Raw genomic sequence first — 16,744 nt, 5'->3', positions numbered from 1 at the left:
CAACGGGAGACCTCCGCATGACCTTCATTCTCCGAACCCGTGCGCCGGCGTTGCTGCTGGCCAGCCTGCTGCTGCTCGCCGGCTGCTCGGTGGTGCAGCCCTACGAGCGCCCGGCGGTCGACACACCGGCCGCCTTCAAGGAAGCACCGGTGGGCAATGCCGACTGGAAACCGGCGCAGCCGTCCGAACAGCGCGCCCGCGGCGAGTGGTGGACGGTGTTTGGCGACGACACGCTGAACACCCTCCAGGCGCAGGCGCTGGCCGCGAATCAGGACCTGAAGGCCGCCGCCGCCCGGCTGGCGCAGTCTCGGGCGCTGCTGAAGGACGCCCGCTCGCTGCGCGCGCCGCAGGTGAGCGCGGGCTTCGGCCCGACCCGGCAGCGCGCCTCCCCCGCCTCGCGTGGCCTGCCGGATGACGGCGACGCCAGTTCGCTGACGCTGTGGCGCGCCCAGGCCACGGTGGGCTACGAGGTCGATCTGTTCGGTCGCGTCGCCGCCGGTGTCGATGCCGCATCGGCCACGGCGCAGCAGCGCGAGGCGCTGTTCCGCTCGGTGCAGCTCGCGCTGCAGGCCGACGTCGCCCAGGGCTATTTCCTGCTGCGCGAACTGGATGCCGAACAGGCGCTGTACGCCGGCACCGTGCAGTTGCGCAGCGACGCGCTGCGTCTGGTGCAGCGACGCTTCGACGAGGGCGACATCAGCGAACTGGATCTGGCGCGCGCGAAGACCGAACTGGCGTCGGCGCAGTCGGAATCGTTCGGGGTCGCCCGCCGACGCGCCAATGCCGAACATGCGCTGGCGCTGCTGCTCGGTCGCGCACCGGCCGATTTCAGCCTGCCGCCGAGCCCGCTGCAGCAGGTCAGCATCCAGGTGCCCGCCGGCCTGCCGTCGGCGCTGCTGGAACGACGTCCCGACATCGCCGCCGCCGAGCGCGCGATGGCGGCGGCCAATGCGCGGGTCGGCGTGGCGCAGACGGCGTGGTTCCCGCGGCTGAACCTGACCGGCGCGCTGGGTTATGAATCGTCCGAACTGGGCAATCTGTTCCAGTGGTCGAGCCGCAGCTTCCTGCTCGGTCCGCTGGTCGGCACGATGCTGTCGCTGCCGGTGTTCGACGGCGGTGCGCGCGACGCCGGTCTGGAGCGCGCCCGCGCCGCCTGGGAGGAAGATGTCGCCACCTATCGGCAGACCGTGCTGAATGCCTTCCGTGAAGTCGAGGACAATCTGGCCGGACTGCGCATACTGGCGGACCAGACGCGCACCCAGGACGAAGCGGTGCGGTCGGCGACGCGCGCGGCGCAGCTGTCGCAGATCCAGTACCGCGAAGGGTCGGTCAGTTTTCTCGACGTGATCGACGCCGACCGCAGCGTGCTGCTGCAGCGGCGGATCGCGTCGCAGCTCGAAGGCGAACGCGCGCGCGCCGCCGTCGGTCTCATCCGTGCGCTCGGCGGCGGCTGGGACCACCCGGCCGAGGCCATCAACACATCCGACGCAGGGCCGGTTCAGCCCCTGCATGCCCGACATCATTGAGGAGATCCATCATGACCGTTACCCGCAAAGTTGCCTTCATCACCGGCGCAAACCGCGGCCTGGGCCTGGAAACCGCACGCGGCCTGGGCCAGCTCGGCATCGAAGTGGTGCTCGGCGTGCGCAATGCCGAACGCGCGGAGGAAGCCATCGCCGCGCTGCGCGCCGAAGGCATCACCGCCAGCGCGATCGCGTTCGACGCGAAGAAGCCGGCCACCTACCAGAATGTCTACGACCACCTTGCGCACCACTACGGCCAGCTCGACATCCTGGTGAACAACGCCGGCATCGCGCTGGAAGACCTGTTCGCGCCGAACGCCAGCAGCGTGACGCCGGCCGTGCTGCGCGAAACCTTCGACGTCAATTTCTTCGCCGTGGTCGAGCTGACCCAGCTGCTGCTGCCGCTGATCCGTCTGTCACCGGAAGGCCGCATCGTCAACCTGTCGAGCATTCTTGGCTCACTCACGCTGCAGAGCGACCCGAAGTCGCCGATCGCAGCCGCCAAGGCCTTCGCCTACAACGCCTCGAAAACCGCGCTCAACGCCTTCACCGTCCACCTGGCCGACGAACTGCGCGCAACGCCGATCAAGGTCAATTCGGCGCATCCGGGCTGGGTGAAGACCGACATGGGCGGCGAGAACGCGCCGATCGAAGTGTCGGAAGGCGGCCGCACCAGCGTGCTGCTGGCCACCCTGCCCGCCGACGGTCCGACCGGCACCTTCACGCACGTCGGCGAAACGGTGCCCTGGTGAAGCAGATGCAAGATGCAAGACACAAGATTCAAGGGCAAGACTCAACGCTCGATGGATCCGACTGCTTGCATCTTGAATCTTGCATCTTGAATCTGGATTGAAAGGAGCGATGATGACGATTTCCATGTATGAAACTTCGGTACCCGTGTTCGTGCGGGTGCTCCAGAACATGTCTGCCGTGCTCGACAAGGCCGCGGCGCATGCGGCCGCACGCAAGATCGACGAATCGGTGTTCATCCATGCGCGGCTTTCACCCGACATGTTCGCGCTGCCGCGCCAGGTGCAGATCGCGACCGACATCGCCAAGGGCGGCGCGGCGCGTCTGGCCGGTGCCGAGGTGCCACGCTGGGAGGACAATGAAGCGACCTTCGCCGAACTGCAGGCCCGCATCGCCAAGGCCATCGAGTTCGTGCAGGGCTTCGGCGCCGCGCAGATCGACGGCAGCGAGGAACGCGACATCACGTTCCGGCTGGCCGGGCGCGACGCGCATTTCAAGGGCCTGCGCTATCTGCTCGATTTCGTGCTGCCCAATCTGTATTTCCACGCCACGACCACCTACGCCATCCTGCGCCACAACGGCGTCGAGGTCGGCAAGATGGATTTTCTCGGCGCAGCAGCACTCGGCGACGCGCCGGGCGCCTGAGACCGCGGCGTTGAAATGACGGCGGCGCGACCCCAGCTTCTTCGAACCCCAACCGGCGAGATTGGCCAGACGTGCCGCTGCTCCTCTTCATCCTGCTGACGCTGATTCCGGCGGTCTGGCTGCTCGCCGAACCGCTGCGCATCGAATCGCGACGCCGCTGGCAGCGCAGCCGGCCGTTCCCGCCGGCCTGGCGGGCCATCCTGCGCCAGCGTGTGCCGCAGGTCCGGCTGCTGCCGGCCGACCTGCAGCTCCAGCTGAAGAAGCACATCCAGGTGTTCGTCGCCGAAAAGACCTTTGTCGGCTGCGACGGACTGGACGTGACCGACGACATGCGGGTGACCATCGCCGCCCAGGCCTGCCTGCTGCTGCTGAACCGGCGCAGCGGCTACTTTCCGGCGCTGCGTGAAATCCTCATCTATCCGTCGGCGTTCGCCGTTCGGCGCCTGTCCACCGACGCCGCCGGCGTCGTGCATGAAGGGCGCGCGGTCCATCTGGGCGAGTCATCGGCGCGCGGGCATGTCGTGCTGTCGTGGGACGATGTCGTGCGCGGCGCGGCCGATGCGTCCGATGGTCACAACGTCGTCATCCATGAATTCGCGCATCAGCTGGATCAGGAGAACGGCGACGCCAATGGCGCCCCGCCCATGGTCGGCCGCCACCGCGTCGAGCGCTGGACGCGCGTGTTCGACGCTGCCTACAGCCGGCTGCACCGTCAGCTGCAGGGCGAAGCCGCGCCTGCGCTCGATCCGTATGGTGCGAGCAGTCCGGCCGAATTCTTTGCCGTGGCGTCGGAATCGTTTTTCGAGCGGCCGCAGCACCTCGCCGAAGCCTTTCCGGAGCTGTTCGGCGAGCTGAGCCGCTACTACCGGGTCAATCCGCTCAGCTGGTGATGACCGCGTTGCGGCCTACAGAAGGCGCCCGTCATGCAGCGCGCTGGCCACCAGCACCGCCGTGACGCCGATGCCGTCGAGCGCGCGCAGGTCCTCGCGGTTGCGCACACCGCCGGCGGCGATGACGTCCACGTCCGTGCGCATCGACTGCAGCGTGCGGATCAGCTGCAACGCGGGACCGTCTTCGGCCCCGACGCGCCCCAGTTCCATCGCGAGCACCCGGGCCGGCCATTCGACCGGATCGTAGGACCAGTCCGGGCCGAGCGGAACGCCGCGCCGGTAATCGAGCGACAGCACGGTGTCGATGCGCGCGTTGCGGAACTTGCGCAGTGCGCCATAGCTGCGCATCGATTCGGTACCGAACACCGGCGTCACGCCGGCCGCGCGATGCAGCGCCAGCGCAGGCGTGGCATCGACATAACCGCCGTCCACCCACCACTCGACATCCGGGTGACGCGCGGCCAGTTCGGCGATCAGCGTCGTGTGGTCGGCCCTGGCAACGGTTTCGCCGCCGTCCTTGCCGCTGACCTTGCCGTGGGCCTTCCCTGCGACCGGTCCGCGAATGGCATCGATGTCGGCCACATAGACCTGACGCGCACCGGTCGCCTCGATCAGCGCCTGCGCCACGTCGTGCGGGTCGCAGCCATCGACCAGTGAAGACTGCAGCGGCTGGTAAGCTTGCCGGTCGCCGCGGCGCGCATGCACGACCTGGCCGTTCATCAGATCGATGACGGGAATGATTTGAGGCACCACGAATCCTTATATGAAGCGTCGAATTTTCGTGTTCGAGTTTATCACCGGCGGCGGACTGGCCGGCCAGCCCCGGCTGCCGTCTTCGCTGCTGCGCGAAGGCCGGCTGATGCGCGATGCGCTGTTGCGCGACGCGGCCGCGCTGCCCGATGTCGACATCACCCTGCTGCATGACGCGCGCCTGCCGCCGCCCGGCTTTCCGGCGCATCTCGTTGCGGTCACCCCTGACCCTGCCTTCGATGCCGCTTTCGAAGCGGCTTTCGACCATGCGCTCGCGACCGCCGATGCGGTGCTCATCGTCGCGCCGGAAAGCGGCGGCGTGCTCACTGCACTGACGTCCCGGGTCGCGGACGCCGGCAAGACGCTGCTCGGCTGCGACGCCGACGCCTGTCGCATCGGCACGTCCAAGTCGCTGACCGCCCGCTGTCTGGCCCGGGCCGGTATTCCGGTGCTGTCGCACTACACCGATGCCGCCGCGCTGCCGGCGCTGCCCGGTCGCTGGGTCGTCAAACCGGATGACGGCGCCGGCTGTGACGGCCTGCGGCTTGTCGACAGCGTGCATCGGGCCGCACAGGCACTGCGCCCGGGCTTCGTGGCACAGCCCTGGGTCGCCGGCGAGGCGCGCAGCCTGAATCTGATGTGCGCGCATGGCGAAGCGGTGCTGCTGTCGATCAACCGCCAGCACCTCGCCATCGACGGCGACGAGGTAGCGCTCGCCGCATTGGCCGTCGGTGCGGTGCCGATCGACGACACATACAAGGCGTTGGCACGGCGCATCGCTGCCGCCCTGCCCGGCCTGCTCGGTCATGTCGGCGTCGACGTGCTGCACACCGTCGACGGCCCGGTCGTGGTCGAACTGAACCCACGCCTGAGCACGTCGGCCTGCGCGCTGCACGACGCGCTGGGCTGCAATCTGCTCGCCGCCACACTGACCGTGGCCGACGGCGGCCCGTTGTGGCGTCCGAACCGCGCCGCGCAGCCGCAGCGCATCGAACTGACGGAGGCCGTCGATGTCGTCTGACGGCGCCATCACCGGCTGGGACATCGGCGGTGCGCACGTGAAGGCGGCGCGCGTCGAGCACGGCCGCGTCACCGGTGTCGTGCAGGTGGCCTGCCCGCTGTGGCAGGGACTGGACAAGCTGGATGCAGCCGTCGTGCAGGCACGTGCGGCACTCGGCGACACCGGCCACCACGCCGTCACGATGACCGGCGAAATGGTGGATCTGTTCGATTCGCGGGCCGCCGGTGTGGTGGCCATCGTCGAACGGCTCACCGCAGCGCTTCCGGGGGAACTGCGCCTGTATGCCGGACGCAGCGGCTGGGTCGCGCCGGCGAACGCCCGCTCGAACGCCGACGACATCGCCTCGGCCAACTGGCTGGCAACCGCCGCATGGGTCGCGAGCCGCTGCCCGCAGGCGCTGCTGGCCGACATCGGCAGCACCACGAGCGACCTCATCGTGATCGACCGCGGGGTGGCCAGCGTGAGCCGCAGCGACGCCGACCGGCTGATCAGCGGCGAGCTGGTGTATGCCGGCCTGGTCCGCACGCCGCTGATGGCGCTGGCCCCGGCGGTCGATTTCCGCGGCCGGCGGCACCGCGTGATGGCCGAACACTTCGCGACCACGGCCGACATCTGGCGACTGCTCGGCGAGTTGCCGGAACACGCCGACCAGTATCCGGCGGCCGACGGCGGCGCCAAGACGCCGCAAGCCAGCGCCCGACGCCTCGCCCGCATGATCGGTCGCGATGTCGACGAAGGATCGATGGACGACTGGCGCACCCTGGCCGCCACTTTCGCCGACGCCCAGCTCGCGACGCTGATCGACGCCAGCCGCGCACTGCCCGGCATTGCGGCCCTGTCCGCCGACGCACCGGTGGTGTGCGCCGGCGCCGGCTGCATGATCGCCGCCCGCCTTGCCGACGCGCTCGATCGCCGCGCCGTCACGCTCGCCAGCCTGCTGGCCGACTGCGCACCGACCTGTGCCGACGATGCGACCACCTGCGCCCCGGCCGTCGCTGTCGCGCTGCTGGCCGGGCCTGCGCGATGAAGTCGTCAGGCGATGGCGCGTTGGCGCGATTCGAGTCCGAGCCGCCCCTTTGGGTGTGGCCCCTTTGTGTGCGGCCTCTGTGGGAGCGGCGGCCCCGCCGCGATTGCACCGCGCTGGTCGCGTTGCAGCGTTCGAATCGCGGCGGGGCCGCCGCTCCCACAGGGGGCAGAGCCGGTCGCGGCAAGGGCAGGCCGTGGTGCGCCGCTTCCGGAGCAATCCGGACGGGTTCGGCATGAACACGCCGCTCGTCATCAAGCTCGGCGGCAGCCTGCTGAGTGACCCCACGGACGGACGGCTTCAGCGCTGGTGCGACTGGCTGTCGGGTGCGGGCGCCGGGCGCGGCATCGTCGTGGCCGGTGGCGGCCCCTTTGCCGATGCGGTCCGGGCGAGTCAGGCTCGCTGGGGCTTTCCGGATGATGTCGCACACCGCATGGCGCTGCGCGCGATGGACCAGTACGCGCTGATGCTCGCCGGCTCCCGTGCCGGTTTCGTCGCCACCGACGAGATCGCGCGGATGACCGGTCTGTGCGCGGCCGGCCAGACGCCGGTGTGGATGCCCGCGCGCGAACTCGACACCCGGCTCGACCTGCCGCGCGACTGGCGTGTCACCTCCGACAGCCTTGCCGCGTGGCTCACGCGCGCGCTTCGCCTGCCGCGCGTGCTGCTCGTGAAGTCGTGCGACATTCCGGAGGCGCCTCTGGCCGAACTGGCCCGGCGCGGCATCGTCGATACCTGGCTGCCGACTTTCGCGGCAGAACACGGTATCGAGGTCCACCTCGTTCAGGCGGACGGCCCGCTACCCGTGTAAGCCGCGTTCGGGGGGCGCTGTATCTGTGGGAGCGGCGATCCACGTCGGGGCCACACCCGCGTACGCTGAACTTCATGACCCGCGTCCATCGGTCGAGGCCTTGTCTGCCACCGCGCCACACAGCGCGGCGAATTCGCGTTCGATGTCCGGCAGCAGCTCGGCGAAACGCTCGCGTACCGGCTCGGGGCGCTGGCTCACGTGGCACACCGGGTCACCGTACAGCTCGGTCGCGCCGCCAGCCAGTACGTTGGCGAGAAACACGATGTCGGCGACGGTGCGCAGTGAAACAGGCGCGGTGCGCGGCTGTTCGTGGTCGCGCATCGCATCGATCAGCACCACCGGCAGGCCGAGCGATTGCAGCAATGCTTCACCGATCGTTTCGTGCCATTCCAGAATGAGTGCCTCCACGCCGCCCTGCTCGTCAGCGGCCTGAGGGTGACGGGCCAGCCGATCAAGCAGATAGAACGCGCCGATGTCGTGCAGCAGCGCCGCCGTCATCGCCTCGTCCGGGTCGATCGACGTCAGACGCTGCGCGATCACGTATGCCGCGGCGGCGGTGCGCAGCGTGTGCAGCCAGAGACGGCGCGACAGCGCATCGACGTGGGTCAGCTGGCGCGCGCAACCGATCTGGCAGCCGGACACCGTGCTCGCGATGTGCCGGCTGCGCTCGCCGCCCAGCTGCGCGATCGCGTCGCGCAGGCCGGTCACCGGCAATGCCGGACGCAGCCGATTGGCCCGACGCAGCAGGCGGGCACACAGCAGCGGATCAACCCGCACGGCGCCGGCCAGCTGCTGCAGCGTGACCTCCGGTGCGCGCAGCGTCTGGCGGACGCGCAGCAGCGCATCGAAGCAGATCGGAAAGATGACACCCGGCCGCAGTTCGCGTGCAATGTCGGCCAGCAGGTCGAACGTGCGTGTCGCCCCGGGCGGCGCATCCGTGCCACCCCCTTTGGCGGGTGACGCGGCCAGCGCAGCGGACAGGGCGGGCGTTGCGGCTCGGCTCACATCGGTCTCCAGGCAGTCGACGATCACGGGCCGGAAGGACCGCCCGAGCGGGCGAATCATCCGGACTGGACGGCTCAACGCTTGACTACACACAAACGACGTACATGGATGCAGCACGCGGCGTGGCGCGGCGCCAACCGGACGAGGCCGCCTGAAACGGTGACGTCCTCCACATGGGATCTTGCGCCGCGCAGCGGGCATGTGCGCGCGCGAAAAATCACGTCTGTCGGTCGGCAGACTGCATTGCAGGCCGGAAGGTCTGCGCCGGCACCGTGTCGGCCATCGTGCGATGCAACCGGACATCGATTCCCGCATCGGCCCGCCGGCCAGCGTTCCGGCCCTCGCACATGCCGGCCGCCAGATCAGAGCGCGGCGCCAACTATTCACGGTAACTTTTTGTCGCTGCGCGCGCCGCCGCCCTGTTGATCCGGCATTCTGGCGCGCCCATCCACCGTGAATCACCCGAACCCGACGTGCCGAACACTCTGGATGCACTGCGCAGCCGCCCTGACTGGCGGGTCTTTCTGCTGTTGCCGCTGCTGCACTTCGCCAGCGCCAAGCTGACGCTCTCGACCGCGCTGTCGCCCGAGAACGAGGTGGTCATGTGGCTGCCGAACGCGGTGCTGCTCGCTGCGCTGCTGCACTACCGCGGCGAGCGCGCGGTCGTGCTCGCGCTGCTTGCGCTGGGTTCCGATGTGCTGGCCAACCTGCCGGTATTCCCGCCGCTGCAGGCCGTGCTGCTGAGCCTGAGCAATCTGGCCGAGGTCACGGTCACCTATCTGCTGATGCGTCGGCTGGGTGCTTCGCCGGGGCTGGAGCGCATCGGCGACTTCGGCCGCTTTCTGCTCGCCGGGCCGCTGCTCGGTGCGCTCGGTTGTGCGCTGCTGGCCAGCGCAGTGCTGATATTCACGCGCGACAACGTGAGCGCGGGTTACTCGACACTGGTGCTGTTGTGGTGGTTCGGCGACGCGCTCGGTCTGCTGATCTGGACGCCGCTGCTGCTCGCGCTGCTGCAGCCCGAGCGCGACCCACCGGTACTGGGCTGGCGCGATACGGCGGTCTTCGTGTTCACCGGGCTGCTGGCCGGCACGATTTTCCTGCAGGAACACACTGCCGACCCGGACAGCCGGCTGGCACTGACGCCGCACCTGCTTCTGTTGCCGGTGCTCTACATTGCCGCGCGGTGCGGCCGCCGGCTCACCGCACTGACCGTGGCAATGATTGCGTTGGCCGCCGCGTGGTCGCAGACCACCGGATTCCGCCCTTTCGGCGACGCAACACCGCACGAAATGATCCTGCGGGCGCAGGAGTACATCCTGACGCTGAGCATCATCGGCATGGGGCTGGTCATCCTGCTGGGCGAACAGCGCGCGCTGGCGCACGAACTGGAAGACAAGGTGAACGAGCGCACCCGGGCACTGGAAGAGTCGAACCGCCGGCTGGCCGAACTGAGCGCCACCGACAGCCTGACCGGTGTGGCCAACCGACGCTCTTTCGATACCACGCTGGCGCTGGAATGGGCGCGGGCGCGGCGCAACGGAGAGCCACTGGCGCTGTGCATGCTCGATGTCGACCTGTTCAAGGACTACAACGACCACTACGGCCATCAGGCGGGCGACGATTGCCTGCGTCAGGTGGCCGAGGTGATCGGTCTGCATGTGCGACGCTCGACCGATCTGGTCGCCCGCTACGGTGGTGAGGAATTCGCCTTCATCAGTCCGGGTGTCGATGAGACACAGGCGCTCGCCACGGCGCAGTCGGTCTGTGCAGCGCTGCGTGCGTGCGCGCAGCCGCATGAACGCTCGCCCTTCGCCGTGCTGACCGCCAGCATCGGAGTCGCCGTCATCGTACCGGGTGAACACGACACACCGGACGCGCTGGTGCGCCGGGCCGATGCGGCGCTTTATGAGGCCAAGCGGCGCGGCCGCAACCAGGTCGTTCTGGCGGGCGCGCCGGAGCGATCGGTGGCGTGACCGGCTGCGGCCTGCGCAGTCCTAATACCAAAGTCGTAATTTTCCTTGTCGACCGGCCTTACATCGATGTCAAGGCGATCAACACAAGCAACGGAAAATCATGCACTTGGCCGCTGGGTATGCTTTTTGCGTTCCGTTGACGAAAAATGCTCCGCCCACAGGGAGGAGGTCAGACTTTCAGGAGATCCGTAATGTTTGTCCGCCGTACGCTCGTCGTGCTTGGCCTGCTGTCGCAGGCACTCATCGTTGCGCCATTGAGTGCTGCGCCGGTCACCTGGGTGGACTGGACCAGCGGAACGGCTGGCGCCAGCGGTTCGGCCACCGGCGTGCTGAACATCGGCGAATCGACGGTCGATGTCGATTATGTCGGTGAAATCGCCTTCATCCAGACCGCGGGCGGCGGCAACTACTGGAACCCCTCTTCGCCCTATGTCAGCGCACTGGTCGACAACGCACCGGGCACGACGGACATCATCGCGCTGTCGCGGGCCACATCCAAAACACTGACGTTTTCGTTACCGGTACAGGACCTGTTCTTCGCCGTGGTCAGCCTGAACGGCAACGGCTACCGGTTCGACCAGGATTTCGAAGTGGTCGGTTTCGGGGCGGGCTACTGGGGCAACGGCACACTGACCCGCGTCGATCTGGGCGGCGGCCAGTTCCAGCTGAACGGCAGCGGCGAACCGCATGGCGTCATCCGTTTCACCGGTGCCGTCAGCTCGATCACCTGGACCAGCCTGACCAACGAAAACTGGAACGGCTTCACGGTGGGCACCTATGGCATCGCACCGCCGATACCGGAACCTGAAACCTGGGTGTTGATGCTGGCAGGCCTGGGCATCGCCCTGTTGGCGGGCTTGCGCCGCCGCTGAACGGCGGGTGGCGCGGGCGTCGGCCCGCGTGCGGCTGAGTGCCGCGCAACAGCGGTTGCGACACAATCGGTCGCGACGGCCCCGCCTTTCACGTTCCAGCCATCCCTCACCGCCTCCCCTGCTTCGGCCGCTGCAGCGCGCGTGATCCGCTATGCTGTCGCGCGAACCGGACCGGGCTGCGATGCAGAGCGCGGGCCGGCCCCCTTCCGTATCCGAAGCAGCCGAGGCCTTTCCGTGATCGAAGAGTTCCAGAGTTATCTGCTGTTCTTCCTCGGCGCCTGGTGGATCGCGCTGATTGCGCTGGTCGCCGGCGCGTTCGGTGGCCGTCATTCGCAGCGTCTGGTGGCCAGCCCGCTGGTCATGCTCATCATCTTCATCCAGGTCTGGATCGTCGTCGCGCTGGCCAAACTGGCGTTCGGCTATGTCGGCTATCTGATGGAGCTGAGCAAGAACGTGCAGGCCATCTATCCGGAATTCGTCTTGCCGCTGGCCGCCGGCATCTATGTGGCGCGCCAGCTGCTGCGGCTGGACGCCCAGAAGCACGGACGACTGCGTGCCGACACCGGTCTGCCGCCGCCGCGACGGCGCGCGCGACGTCCCTACTGAGCGGTCCGCCAGCGCCGATTCAGCGCAGGCGCACGACGTGGTCCAGTTCGCCCTTCTTCACCTCCACGACCGCGTCGAGCGACTTCAGCATGTCGCTGAAATCGCTGTAGCCATGGTCCTTGACGTCGAACGTGGCGTCGAGCCGCTTGATCATCGGCCAGATCGACGCCTTGTTCACCCACGGTTCGCCCTGGGCACCGGACAGCAGACGCACGGCGCGTCGCAGGATGTCGGCCGCCGGATCCGAGGGCTGCACGGCGCTCGCTTCGGCCGGCGAAGCCTCGTCGGACGGGCTCTTGCCGATCAGGTTCTCGTAAAAGCGGAACTCGTGACAGCTTTTCGCCCAGTGACGATTGGTGGCCTTGCGCGTTCCGACGCCGATCAACGTGCGCCCGGCCGCCTTGATCTTCTGCGCGACCGGCATGAAATCGCTGTCGCCGCCGACGATGATGACGGTTCCGATGTGACCGAAGCGGCTGATGTCTTCGGTCGCGTCCAGACACAGCTTGATGTCCGCACCGTTCTTGGCTGACGCACCCGGCGGAAACAGCTGGATCAGTTCCACCGCGCTCTGCAGCAGCATGTCGCGGTAGCGGCCGAAGTACTGCCAGTTGCAATAGGCGCGATTGATCGCGATCGGTCCGAACGAGGCGCCGAGGCCGACGATGGCATCGATGTCGACCAGCGGTTCCTGCACCTTGAAGCGGGAATCCGGCTTGGCGTAATGACCTTCGCCATAACGGTCCTCGACCAGACTGGCGTGCAGGTTCTCGAAATCCCAATATAGGGCGACCGACCGGTTCGGTTCGCTGTCACTGCGGCTCAATGTGTGCTCCCTGCGTGCTCGGATGGGGCCGACATGATGCCTGCCGCCGCGCGTACGCGCCTGAAAAAGGTGGGCGGGCTGGCCCAGACGCCTCATTTGCAGTAAACTTTTCAGATACTTGGCAATTCCCCGAGGCAGCGCTTTCAGCAGGCGCTGCCTTTTTGTTTTGGGGAACCCTCATCGAACGCCAGACCGTGCGTTCGTTCATCCGAACGTCCATCCATCATGAGGTGACCCGCATGCAACCTTCGCCCCCCATCACCGTATCCAGCCTCGATACCGCGCGCCTTCACCGGCTGCTCGACCGCGAGGCCTACCGGCACCAGCCGGGCGCCGACGCCTTGCGCGATGAACTCGATCGCGCCACAACGGTGGCGCCGGCCGACATGCCGCCGGGCGTCGTGACGATGAATTCCACGGTGCGCTTCATCGACGACGCGAACGGAGCCACCTTCGAACTCAAGCTGGTGTATCCGGAAGCCAGCGGCGTCGCCGGCACCGTGTCCGTGCTGGCGCCGATCGGCAGCGCACTGCTCGGGCTGTCGGTCGGCCAGGCCATCCCGTGGCAGGTGCCGGGTGGACGGCAGATCACGGTGCGCGTGCTCGATGTGCTGATGCAGCCCGAAGCGATGGGCGATTACGTCAGCTGAACGCAGGTGCGCTGCAATGAAAAAGGCCGGCACACGTGCCGGCCTTTTTTGTCAGCGTCGCCGACTCAGCTGCGACGATAGGCAATCGCGCCGATCAGGCCGAGACCGGCGATCAGCAGCGCCCAGGTTTCCGGTTCCGGCACCACGGCCACGCCGCTGAAGCTCACTTCCGACACCGAAAACGCGTTGTCGCCGCCGACGGCGTAGAGGCGGGCGTAGCGCGCAACCGTCGTCGGGAAGTCGATGGTCGCCTGGTACTCCGGATCGCCCGCCACGCTGGATATGATTTCGCTGCCGAAATTCGACTGGCCTTCGAACGCGAGGTTGGTGAACAGCGTGTTCCACACCGACCCATCGAGCGACACCTGAACCTGATAGAAGTCGTTGTGATCGACGCCGATGAGCACGTCGCTCAGCGTGTAGAGCTGACCGAAGTCGAAATCCAGCGAGACGCCGCTGCTGCCCACCTGGTTGAACCAGGACACCGAATCCGTCTGGAAAGACGTGCCTTCCGGCGCGATGTAGCCATCGAACAGGATGGACAGATCAACACCGTCGATCGCGACGAGACCGTTGTTCGATACCGACACCGGCGTGACCGGCGATGCCGCGAAAACGGCCGGGGCGCTGATCAGCGAAGCAGCGATCAACAGGGACTTCAGCGTGGAACTCATGAGTGGGGTGTCCTTCGTGTAGGGGGGGCGCTGCGACGCTATAAGCAAAACCCAAACCAGTCCTGCAAACCATTGATTCCGTTGAACCGGATTACGCCGCGGCAGCGGGCTGTCAATTTTTCCGACGTTCGGGGATCCGTGCGCACCGGATCGGCCCGGGTCAGAACGCGCGCGCCAGATCCATGCCGGTGTACAGGCCCGACACCTCGTCGGCGTAGCCGTTGAACATCAGCGTGTCGCGCTTGACCAGTTCGCCCAGACGACGCTCGCGGCGCTGGTCATAGCGCTCGCGGCTGACCCGCGGATTCACGTTGGAATAGAAACCGAAATCGTGCGGGGCCGAGCGATTCCACGACGTCAGTGGTTGCTCGTCGGTGAACCGGATGCGCACGATGGACTTCGCACTCTTGAAGCCGTATTTCCACGGCACGGCCAGCCTCAGCGGCGCGCCGTTCTGCTTCGGCAGCAGGTCGCCGTACAGGCCGACCGCCAGCAGTGTCAGCGGATGCATCGCCTCGTCCAGGCGCAGGCCTTCGATGTACGGAAACACCAGCGGATTGAAGATGGGCGACGACATGAGCTTTGCGTCGTGAAAGGATTCGAATTCGACGTACTTCGCGCCGCCCAGTGGCTCGACCTGCTTCAGCAGGGCCGACAGCGGAAAGCCGACCCAGGGCACGACCATCGACCAGCCTTCGACGCAGCGCAGGCGGTAGATGCGCTCTTCCAGTGGCGCGAGCTTCATGATCCGGTCGATGTCCAGCGTGCGCGGCGTGTGCACCAGGCCTTCGATGCTCACCGTCCAGGGGCGCACCGGCAGCTTGTGCGCATAGACCGCCGGATCCTGCTTGCTGGTCCCGAATTCGTAGAAATTGTTGTAGCCGGTGACGTGTTCAAGCGGCGTCAGCCGATCGCTGATCGAATGAGGACTGCGCTGCAGCGGGCCCAGTCCGGCGGCCGCATACAGCGCACCCGGGGCCGCCCACGCGCCGAGCAAGGCGCCGCCGACGCGCAGCGCGTCGCGGCGCGCCTCGAACACGGTGCGCGGGGTGATGTCCGAGGGCAGGATGCGGATGTGCGCTTGTTTCTGCATGCGATGACGCCGGGCGGGTGATGCTGCGACAGACCGGCGTGGCGTCCCCATCCTTACGGATCAGTCATCTGCCACTGCAGCGGCAGACCGCCCGGCACGCGCAGTGCGCCGGTCACTGCGATCGTGAGCAGGCGCTGCGCGCCCGGATGGGCGGCCAGTGCTTCATCTTCCCACACGATCTGCGCATGTCCGCTCACCTGCAGCAGATCGCCGCTGTCGAAATCGATGAACAGCAGACCGGCACGCGGTTCGAGCAGCAGATTGCCCAACGTGTTGAAGAAGAAGTTGCCGACATAGTCGGGCAAGGTCAGCACATCATCCGGACCGACCGTGACGAAGCCTGGTTCGCCCCCGCGGTGCGACACGTCAACGCCGGCTGCGTGTGCGCTCGCGATGAACAGCGTGTCGGCACGCGCGATCAGCGCGCGCGCCGCGTCATCGAGCGCCGCCAGCGGCTGTGCCGGTGCAACCGGTTCATCGTCGCCAAAGTAGAAAGCTTCGCGCGTGCGGATGTATTTCGGGCAGTTGCCGAAGCTCTGCTCCACCTCGACATCGAAGCCGGCCTCGCCTGCCCGCACGACGGTGCCATTCATCCGGTTGCGCCGCCGTGTGTGCGGCTGGATGCCGAGCAGACCGAGCGGCGCCCCGACCCGCAGGTGGGCCGCGAGCGGGCTGTCGGGATGCGCCCGGGCGGCGACCTGGAGGGTGCGTGGATCGGGCGACTGCACGAAGCCCGGCGGGCCGGACAGCACCGACGCCCAGGGCTGGCCGTCAGCGTCGACGCTGCCGATGACGAGAAAGGGCAGCAGCGCGAAGAAGTCGCGATGCTGGTCCGGCATGTGGTCGCGGATGGCGCGCGGGCCGACTTCGGCCATGCGCGCCTGCATGCCGGCCTGCGCCTGCACCGCGCGCTCGCCGTCGTGGAAGGGATCGCGTGGGGTGTCCATGGCGATCAGGCACGCAGGCCGACAGGGCTCACCGACATCGCGACGAAGCCGGGCAGCGCCTCGACGCGCGCCAGCCAGGCGCGCACGTTCGGGTAGTCGTCGAGCGACACATTGCCTTCCGGCGCATGGGCGACGTAGGTGTACACCGCCACATCCGCCAGCGTCGGCGCCGTGCCCGCCAGCCAATCCTGCACACCCAGTTCGAGGTCCATCACGGCGAGCAGGCGGTGCGAACGGGCGATCACCTCCTGCGTGTCGAACTGGGCGCGGAACAGCGTCACCAGCCGCGCCGCCGCCGGACCGAAGGCGACCAGACCCGCCGCGACCGTGAGCCAGCGCTGCACCTTCGCCTGACCGACCGGGTCCAGCGGTAGCCAGCGGCCGGGCGCGTAGCGCTGCGCCAGATAGACGAGGATGGCATTCGAATCGGCGATCACCGTGGCGCCATCCTCGATCACCGGTATCTGGCCGAAACTGTTCTTCTGCAGAAAGCCCGGCGTCTTCTGTTCGCCGCCCGCCAGATCGACCTGGCGGAATTCGAACGGCAGGCCCAGCAGTCCGAGCAACAACTCGGCGCGATGGCTGTGGCCGGACAGCTTGAAGCCATGCAGCACGATGGGGACATCAGGACGGTGGATGGCGGTCAGGGACATGGCGGACTCCTCGGTTGGGTTTCGTGACGCC

At 67.6% G+C, this 16,744-nt stretch carries 18 protein-coding genes; 11 read left to right on the top strand and 7 right to left on the bottom strand.

What is annotated here, in order from left to right; translation table 11 throughout:
* Window positions 1–17: 17 nt before the first annotated feature.
* The 4 genes from ACTIFF_RS06625 to ACTIFF_RS06610 all read left to right on the top strand — a co-directional run bounded on the left by ACTIFF_RS06625 (window position 18) and on the right by ACTIFF_RS06610 (window position 3,808).
* Window positions 18–1,526, top strand: coding sequence for an efflux transporter outer membrane subunit (locus tag ACTIFF_RS06625; RefSeq protein ID WP_439536124.1), 1,509 nt, complete (start codon window positions 18–20; stop codon window positions 1,524–1,526).
* A gap of 11 nt (window positions 1,527–1,537) precedes the next feature.
* The gene (locus ACTIFF_RS06620; protein ID WP_439536123.1) at window positions 1,538–2,275 is read left to right on the top strand and encodes an SDR family oxidoreductase; all 738 of its coding nucleotides are present in this window, start codon (window positions 1,538–1,540) and stop codon (window positions 2,273–2,275) included.
* A gap of 112 nt (window positions 2,276–2,387) precedes the next feature.
* Window positions 2,388–2,918: a DUF1993 domain-containing protein gene (locus ACTIFF_RS06615; protein ID WP_439536122.1), complete on the top strand. Its 531-nt coding sequence runs from the start codon at window positions 2,388–2,390 to the stop codon at window positions 2,916–2,918.
* Window positions 2,919–2,989: 71 nt separating this feature from the next.
* Entirely contained in the window at window positions 2,990–3,808 is an 819-nt protein-coding gene (locus ACTIFF_RS06610) for a zinc-dependent peptidase (protein WP_439536121.1), read from the top strand.
* A gap of 15 nt (window positions 3,809–3,823) precedes the next feature.
* Here the strand turns inward: ACTIFF_RS06610 and ACTIFF_RS06605 are convergent, their stop codons facing one another.
* Window positions 3,824–4,558 carry a HisA/HisF-related TIM barrel protein gene (locus ACTIFF_RS06605; protein ID WP_439536120.1) on the bottom strand — a complete coding sequence of 245 codons (735 nt, stop codon included), beginning with the start codon at window positions 4,556–4,558 and terminating at the stop codon, window positions 3,824–3,826.
* Window positions 4,559–4,571: 13 nt separating this feature from the next.
* Here ACTIFF_RS06605 and ACTIFF_RS06600 point away from each other — a divergent pair, with 13 nt between their 5' ends.
* From ACTIFF_RS06600 to ACTIFF_RS06590, 3 genes are all read left to right on the top strand, one after another.
* Window positions 4,572–5,579 (top strand): ATP-grasp domain-containing protein, encoded by a 1,008-nt coding sequence (locus tag ACTIFF_RS06600; RefSeq protein ID WP_439536119.1) that lies wholly within the window; start codon window positions 4,572–4,574, stop codon window positions 5,577–5,579.
* A complete protein-coding gene (locus ACTIFF_RS06595; protein WP_439536118.1) occupies window positions 5,569–6,606 on the top strand; it encodes a hydantoinase/oxoprolinase family protein in 1,038 nt (345 codons plus the stop codon). Before ACTIFF_RS06600 ends, ACTIFF_RS06595 begins: the two co-directional genes overlap by 11 nt.
* A 232-nt stretch (window positions 6,607–6,838) precedes the next feature.
* Window positions 6,839–7,414: an amino acid kinase family protein gene (locus ACTIFF_RS06590; protein ID WP_439536117.1), complete on the top strand. Its 576-nt coding sequence runs from the start codon at window positions 6,839–6,841 to the stop codon at window positions 7,412–7,414.
* Between the two features lie 72 nt (window positions 7,415–7,486).
* Here the strand turns inward: ACTIFF_RS06590 and ACTIFF_RS06585 are convergent, their stop codons facing one another.
* Window positions 7,487–8,419 (bottom strand): HDOD domain-containing protein, encoded by a 933-nt coding sequence (locus tag ACTIFF_RS06585; protein WP_439536116.1) that lies wholly within the window; start codon window positions 8,417–8,419, stop codon window positions 7,487–7,489.
* Window positions 8,420–8,892: 473 nt separating this feature from the next.
* Here ACTIFF_RS06585 and ACTIFF_RS06580 point away from each other — a divergent pair, with 473 nt between their 5' ends.
* The 3 genes from ACTIFF_RS06580 to ACTIFF_RS06570 all read left to right on the top strand — a co-directional run bounded on the left by ACTIFF_RS06580 (window position 8,893) and on the right by ACTIFF_RS06570 (window position 11,870).
* Complete coding sequence (locus ACTIFF_RS06580; RefSeq protein WP_439536115.1) at window positions 8,893–10,392, top strand: diguanylate cyclase domain-containing protein; 1,500 nt, start codon at window positions 8,893–8,895, stop codon at window positions 10,390–10,392.
* A gap of 191 nt (window positions 10,393–10,583) precedes the next feature.
* Entirely contained in the window at window positions 10,584–11,264 is a 681-nt protein-coding gene (locus ACTIFF_RS06575) for a PEP-CTERM sorting domain-containing protein (protein WP_439536114.1), read from the top strand.
* Window positions 11,265–11,498: 234 nt separating this feature from the next.
* Entirely contained in the window at window positions 11,499–11,870 is a 372-nt protein-coding gene (locus ACTIFF_RS06570) for a hypothetical protein (protein WP_439536113.1), read from the top strand.
* Window positions 11,871–11,889: 19 nt separating this feature from the next.
* Here ACTIFF_RS06570 and ACTIFF_RS06565 read toward each other — a convergent pair whose 3' ends face one another.
* Entirely contained in the window at window positions 11,890–12,696 is an 807-nt protein-coding gene (locus tag ACTIFF_RS06565; RefSeq protein WP_439536112.1) for an NYN domain-containing protein, read from the bottom strand.
* Window positions 12,697–12,935: 239 nt separating this feature from the next.
* On the opposite strand from ACTIFF_RS06565, the gene rnk reads away from it, so the two are divergent.
* Window positions 12,936–13,346, top strand: coding sequence for a nucleoside diphosphate kinase regulator (gene rnk / locus ACTIFF_RS06560; RefSeq protein WP_439536111.1), 411 nt, complete (start codon window positions 12,936–12,938; stop codon window positions 13,344–13,346).
* A gap of 65 nt (window positions 13,347–13,411) precedes the next feature.
* Here the strand turns inward: rnk and ACTIFF_RS06555 are convergent, their stop codons facing one another.
* From ACTIFF_RS06555 to ACTIFF_RS06540, 4 genes are all read right to left on the bottom strand, one after another.
* Window positions 13,412–14,020, bottom strand: a complete 609-nt coding sequence (locus ACTIFF_RS06555; RefSeq protein WP_439536110.1) for a PEPxxWA-CTERM sorting domain-containing protein — start codon at window positions 14,018–14,020, stop codon at window positions 13,412–13,414.
* 160 nt (window positions 14,021–14,180) lie between these two features.
* Entirely contained in the window at window positions 14,181–15,113 is a 933-nt protein-coding gene (msrP, locus tag ACTIFF_RS06550) for a protein-methionine-sulfoxide reductase catalytic subunit MsrP (protein ID WP_439536109.1), read from the bottom strand.
* A 53-nt stretch (window positions 15,114–15,166) separates the two neighbouring features.
* A complete protein-coding gene (locus ACTIFF_RS06545; protein ID WP_439536108.1) occupies window positions 15,167–16,060 on the bottom strand; it encodes a pyridoxamine 5'-phosphate oxidase family protein in 894 nt (297 codons plus the stop codon).
* A 5-nt stretch (window positions 16,061–16,065) separates the two neighbouring features.
* Window positions 16,066–16,713, bottom strand: a complete 648-nt coding sequence (locus ACTIFF_RS06540) for a glutathione S-transferase family protein (protein ID WP_439536107.1) — start codon at window positions 16,711–16,713, stop codon at window positions 16,066–16,068.
* Between the last annotated feature and the right edge of the window lie 31 nt (window positions 16,714–16,744).

The organism is Methyloversatilis sp. (assembly GCF_051861465.1).
Classification (GTDB): Bacteria; Pseudomonadota; Gammaproteobacteria; order Burkholderiales; family Rhodocyclaceae; genus Methyloversatilis.
The sequence above is the reverse complement of the archived record's forward strand: the minus strand, read 5'-3'. Positions and strand labels throughout refer to the sequence as shown.

What these genes read in the sequence shown, in the direction of transcription:
- ACTIFF_RS06600 (WP_439536119.1), top strand. Translation starts at nt 4,572, where the DNA reads ATGAAGCGTCGAATTTTCGTGTTCGAGTTTATCACCGGCGGCGGACTG.
- ACTIFF_RS06590 (WP_439536117.1), top strand. Translation starts at nt 6,839, where the DNA reads ATGAACACGCCGCTCGTCATCAAGCTCGGCGGCAGCCTGCTGAGTGAC.
- ACTIFF_RS06595 (WP_439536118.1), top strand. Translation starts at nt 5,569, where the DNA reads ATGTCGTCTGACGGCGCCATCACCGGCTGGGACATCGGCGGTGCGCAC.
- ACTIFF_RS06540 (WP_439536107.1), bottom strand. Translation starts at nt 16,713, where the DNA reads ATGTCCCTGACCGCCATCCACCGTCCTGATGTCCCCATCGTGCTGCAT.
- msrP (WP_439536109.1), bottom strand. Translation starts at nt 15,113, where the DNA reads ATGCAGAAACAAGCGCACATCCGCATCCTGCCCTCGGACATCACCCCG.
- ACTIFF_RS06620 (WP_439536123.1), top strand. Translation starts at nt 1,538, where the DNA reads ATGACCGTTACCCGCAAAGTTGCCTTCATCACCGGCGCAAACCGCGGC.
- ACTIFF_RS06615 (WP_439536122.1), top strand. Translation starts at nt 2,388, where the DNA reads ATGACGATTTCCATGTATGAAACTTCGGTACCCGTGTTCGTGCGGGTG.
- ACTIFF_RS06555 (WP_439536110.1), bottom strand. Translation starts at nt 14,020, where the DNA reads ATGAGTTCCACGCTGAAGTCCCTGTTGATCGCTGCTTCGCTGATCAGC.
- rnk (WP_439536111.1), top strand. Translation starts at nt 12,936, where the DNA reads ATGCAACCTTCGCCCCCCATCACCGTATCCAGCCTCGATACCGCGCGC.
- ACTIFF_RS06545 (WP_439536108.1), bottom strand. Translation starts at nt 16,060, where the DNA reads ATGGACACCCCACGCGATCCCTTCCACGACGGCGAGCGCGCGGTGCAG.
- ACTIFF_RS06575 (WP_439536114.1), top strand. Translation starts at nt 10,584, where the DNA reads ATGTTTGTCCGCCGTACGCTCGTCGTGCTTGGCCTGCTGTCGCAGGCA.
- ACTIFF_RS06625 (WP_439536124.1), top strand. Translation starts at nt 18, where the DNA reads ATGACCTTCATTCTCCGAACCCGTGCGCCGGCGTTGCTGCTGGCCAGC.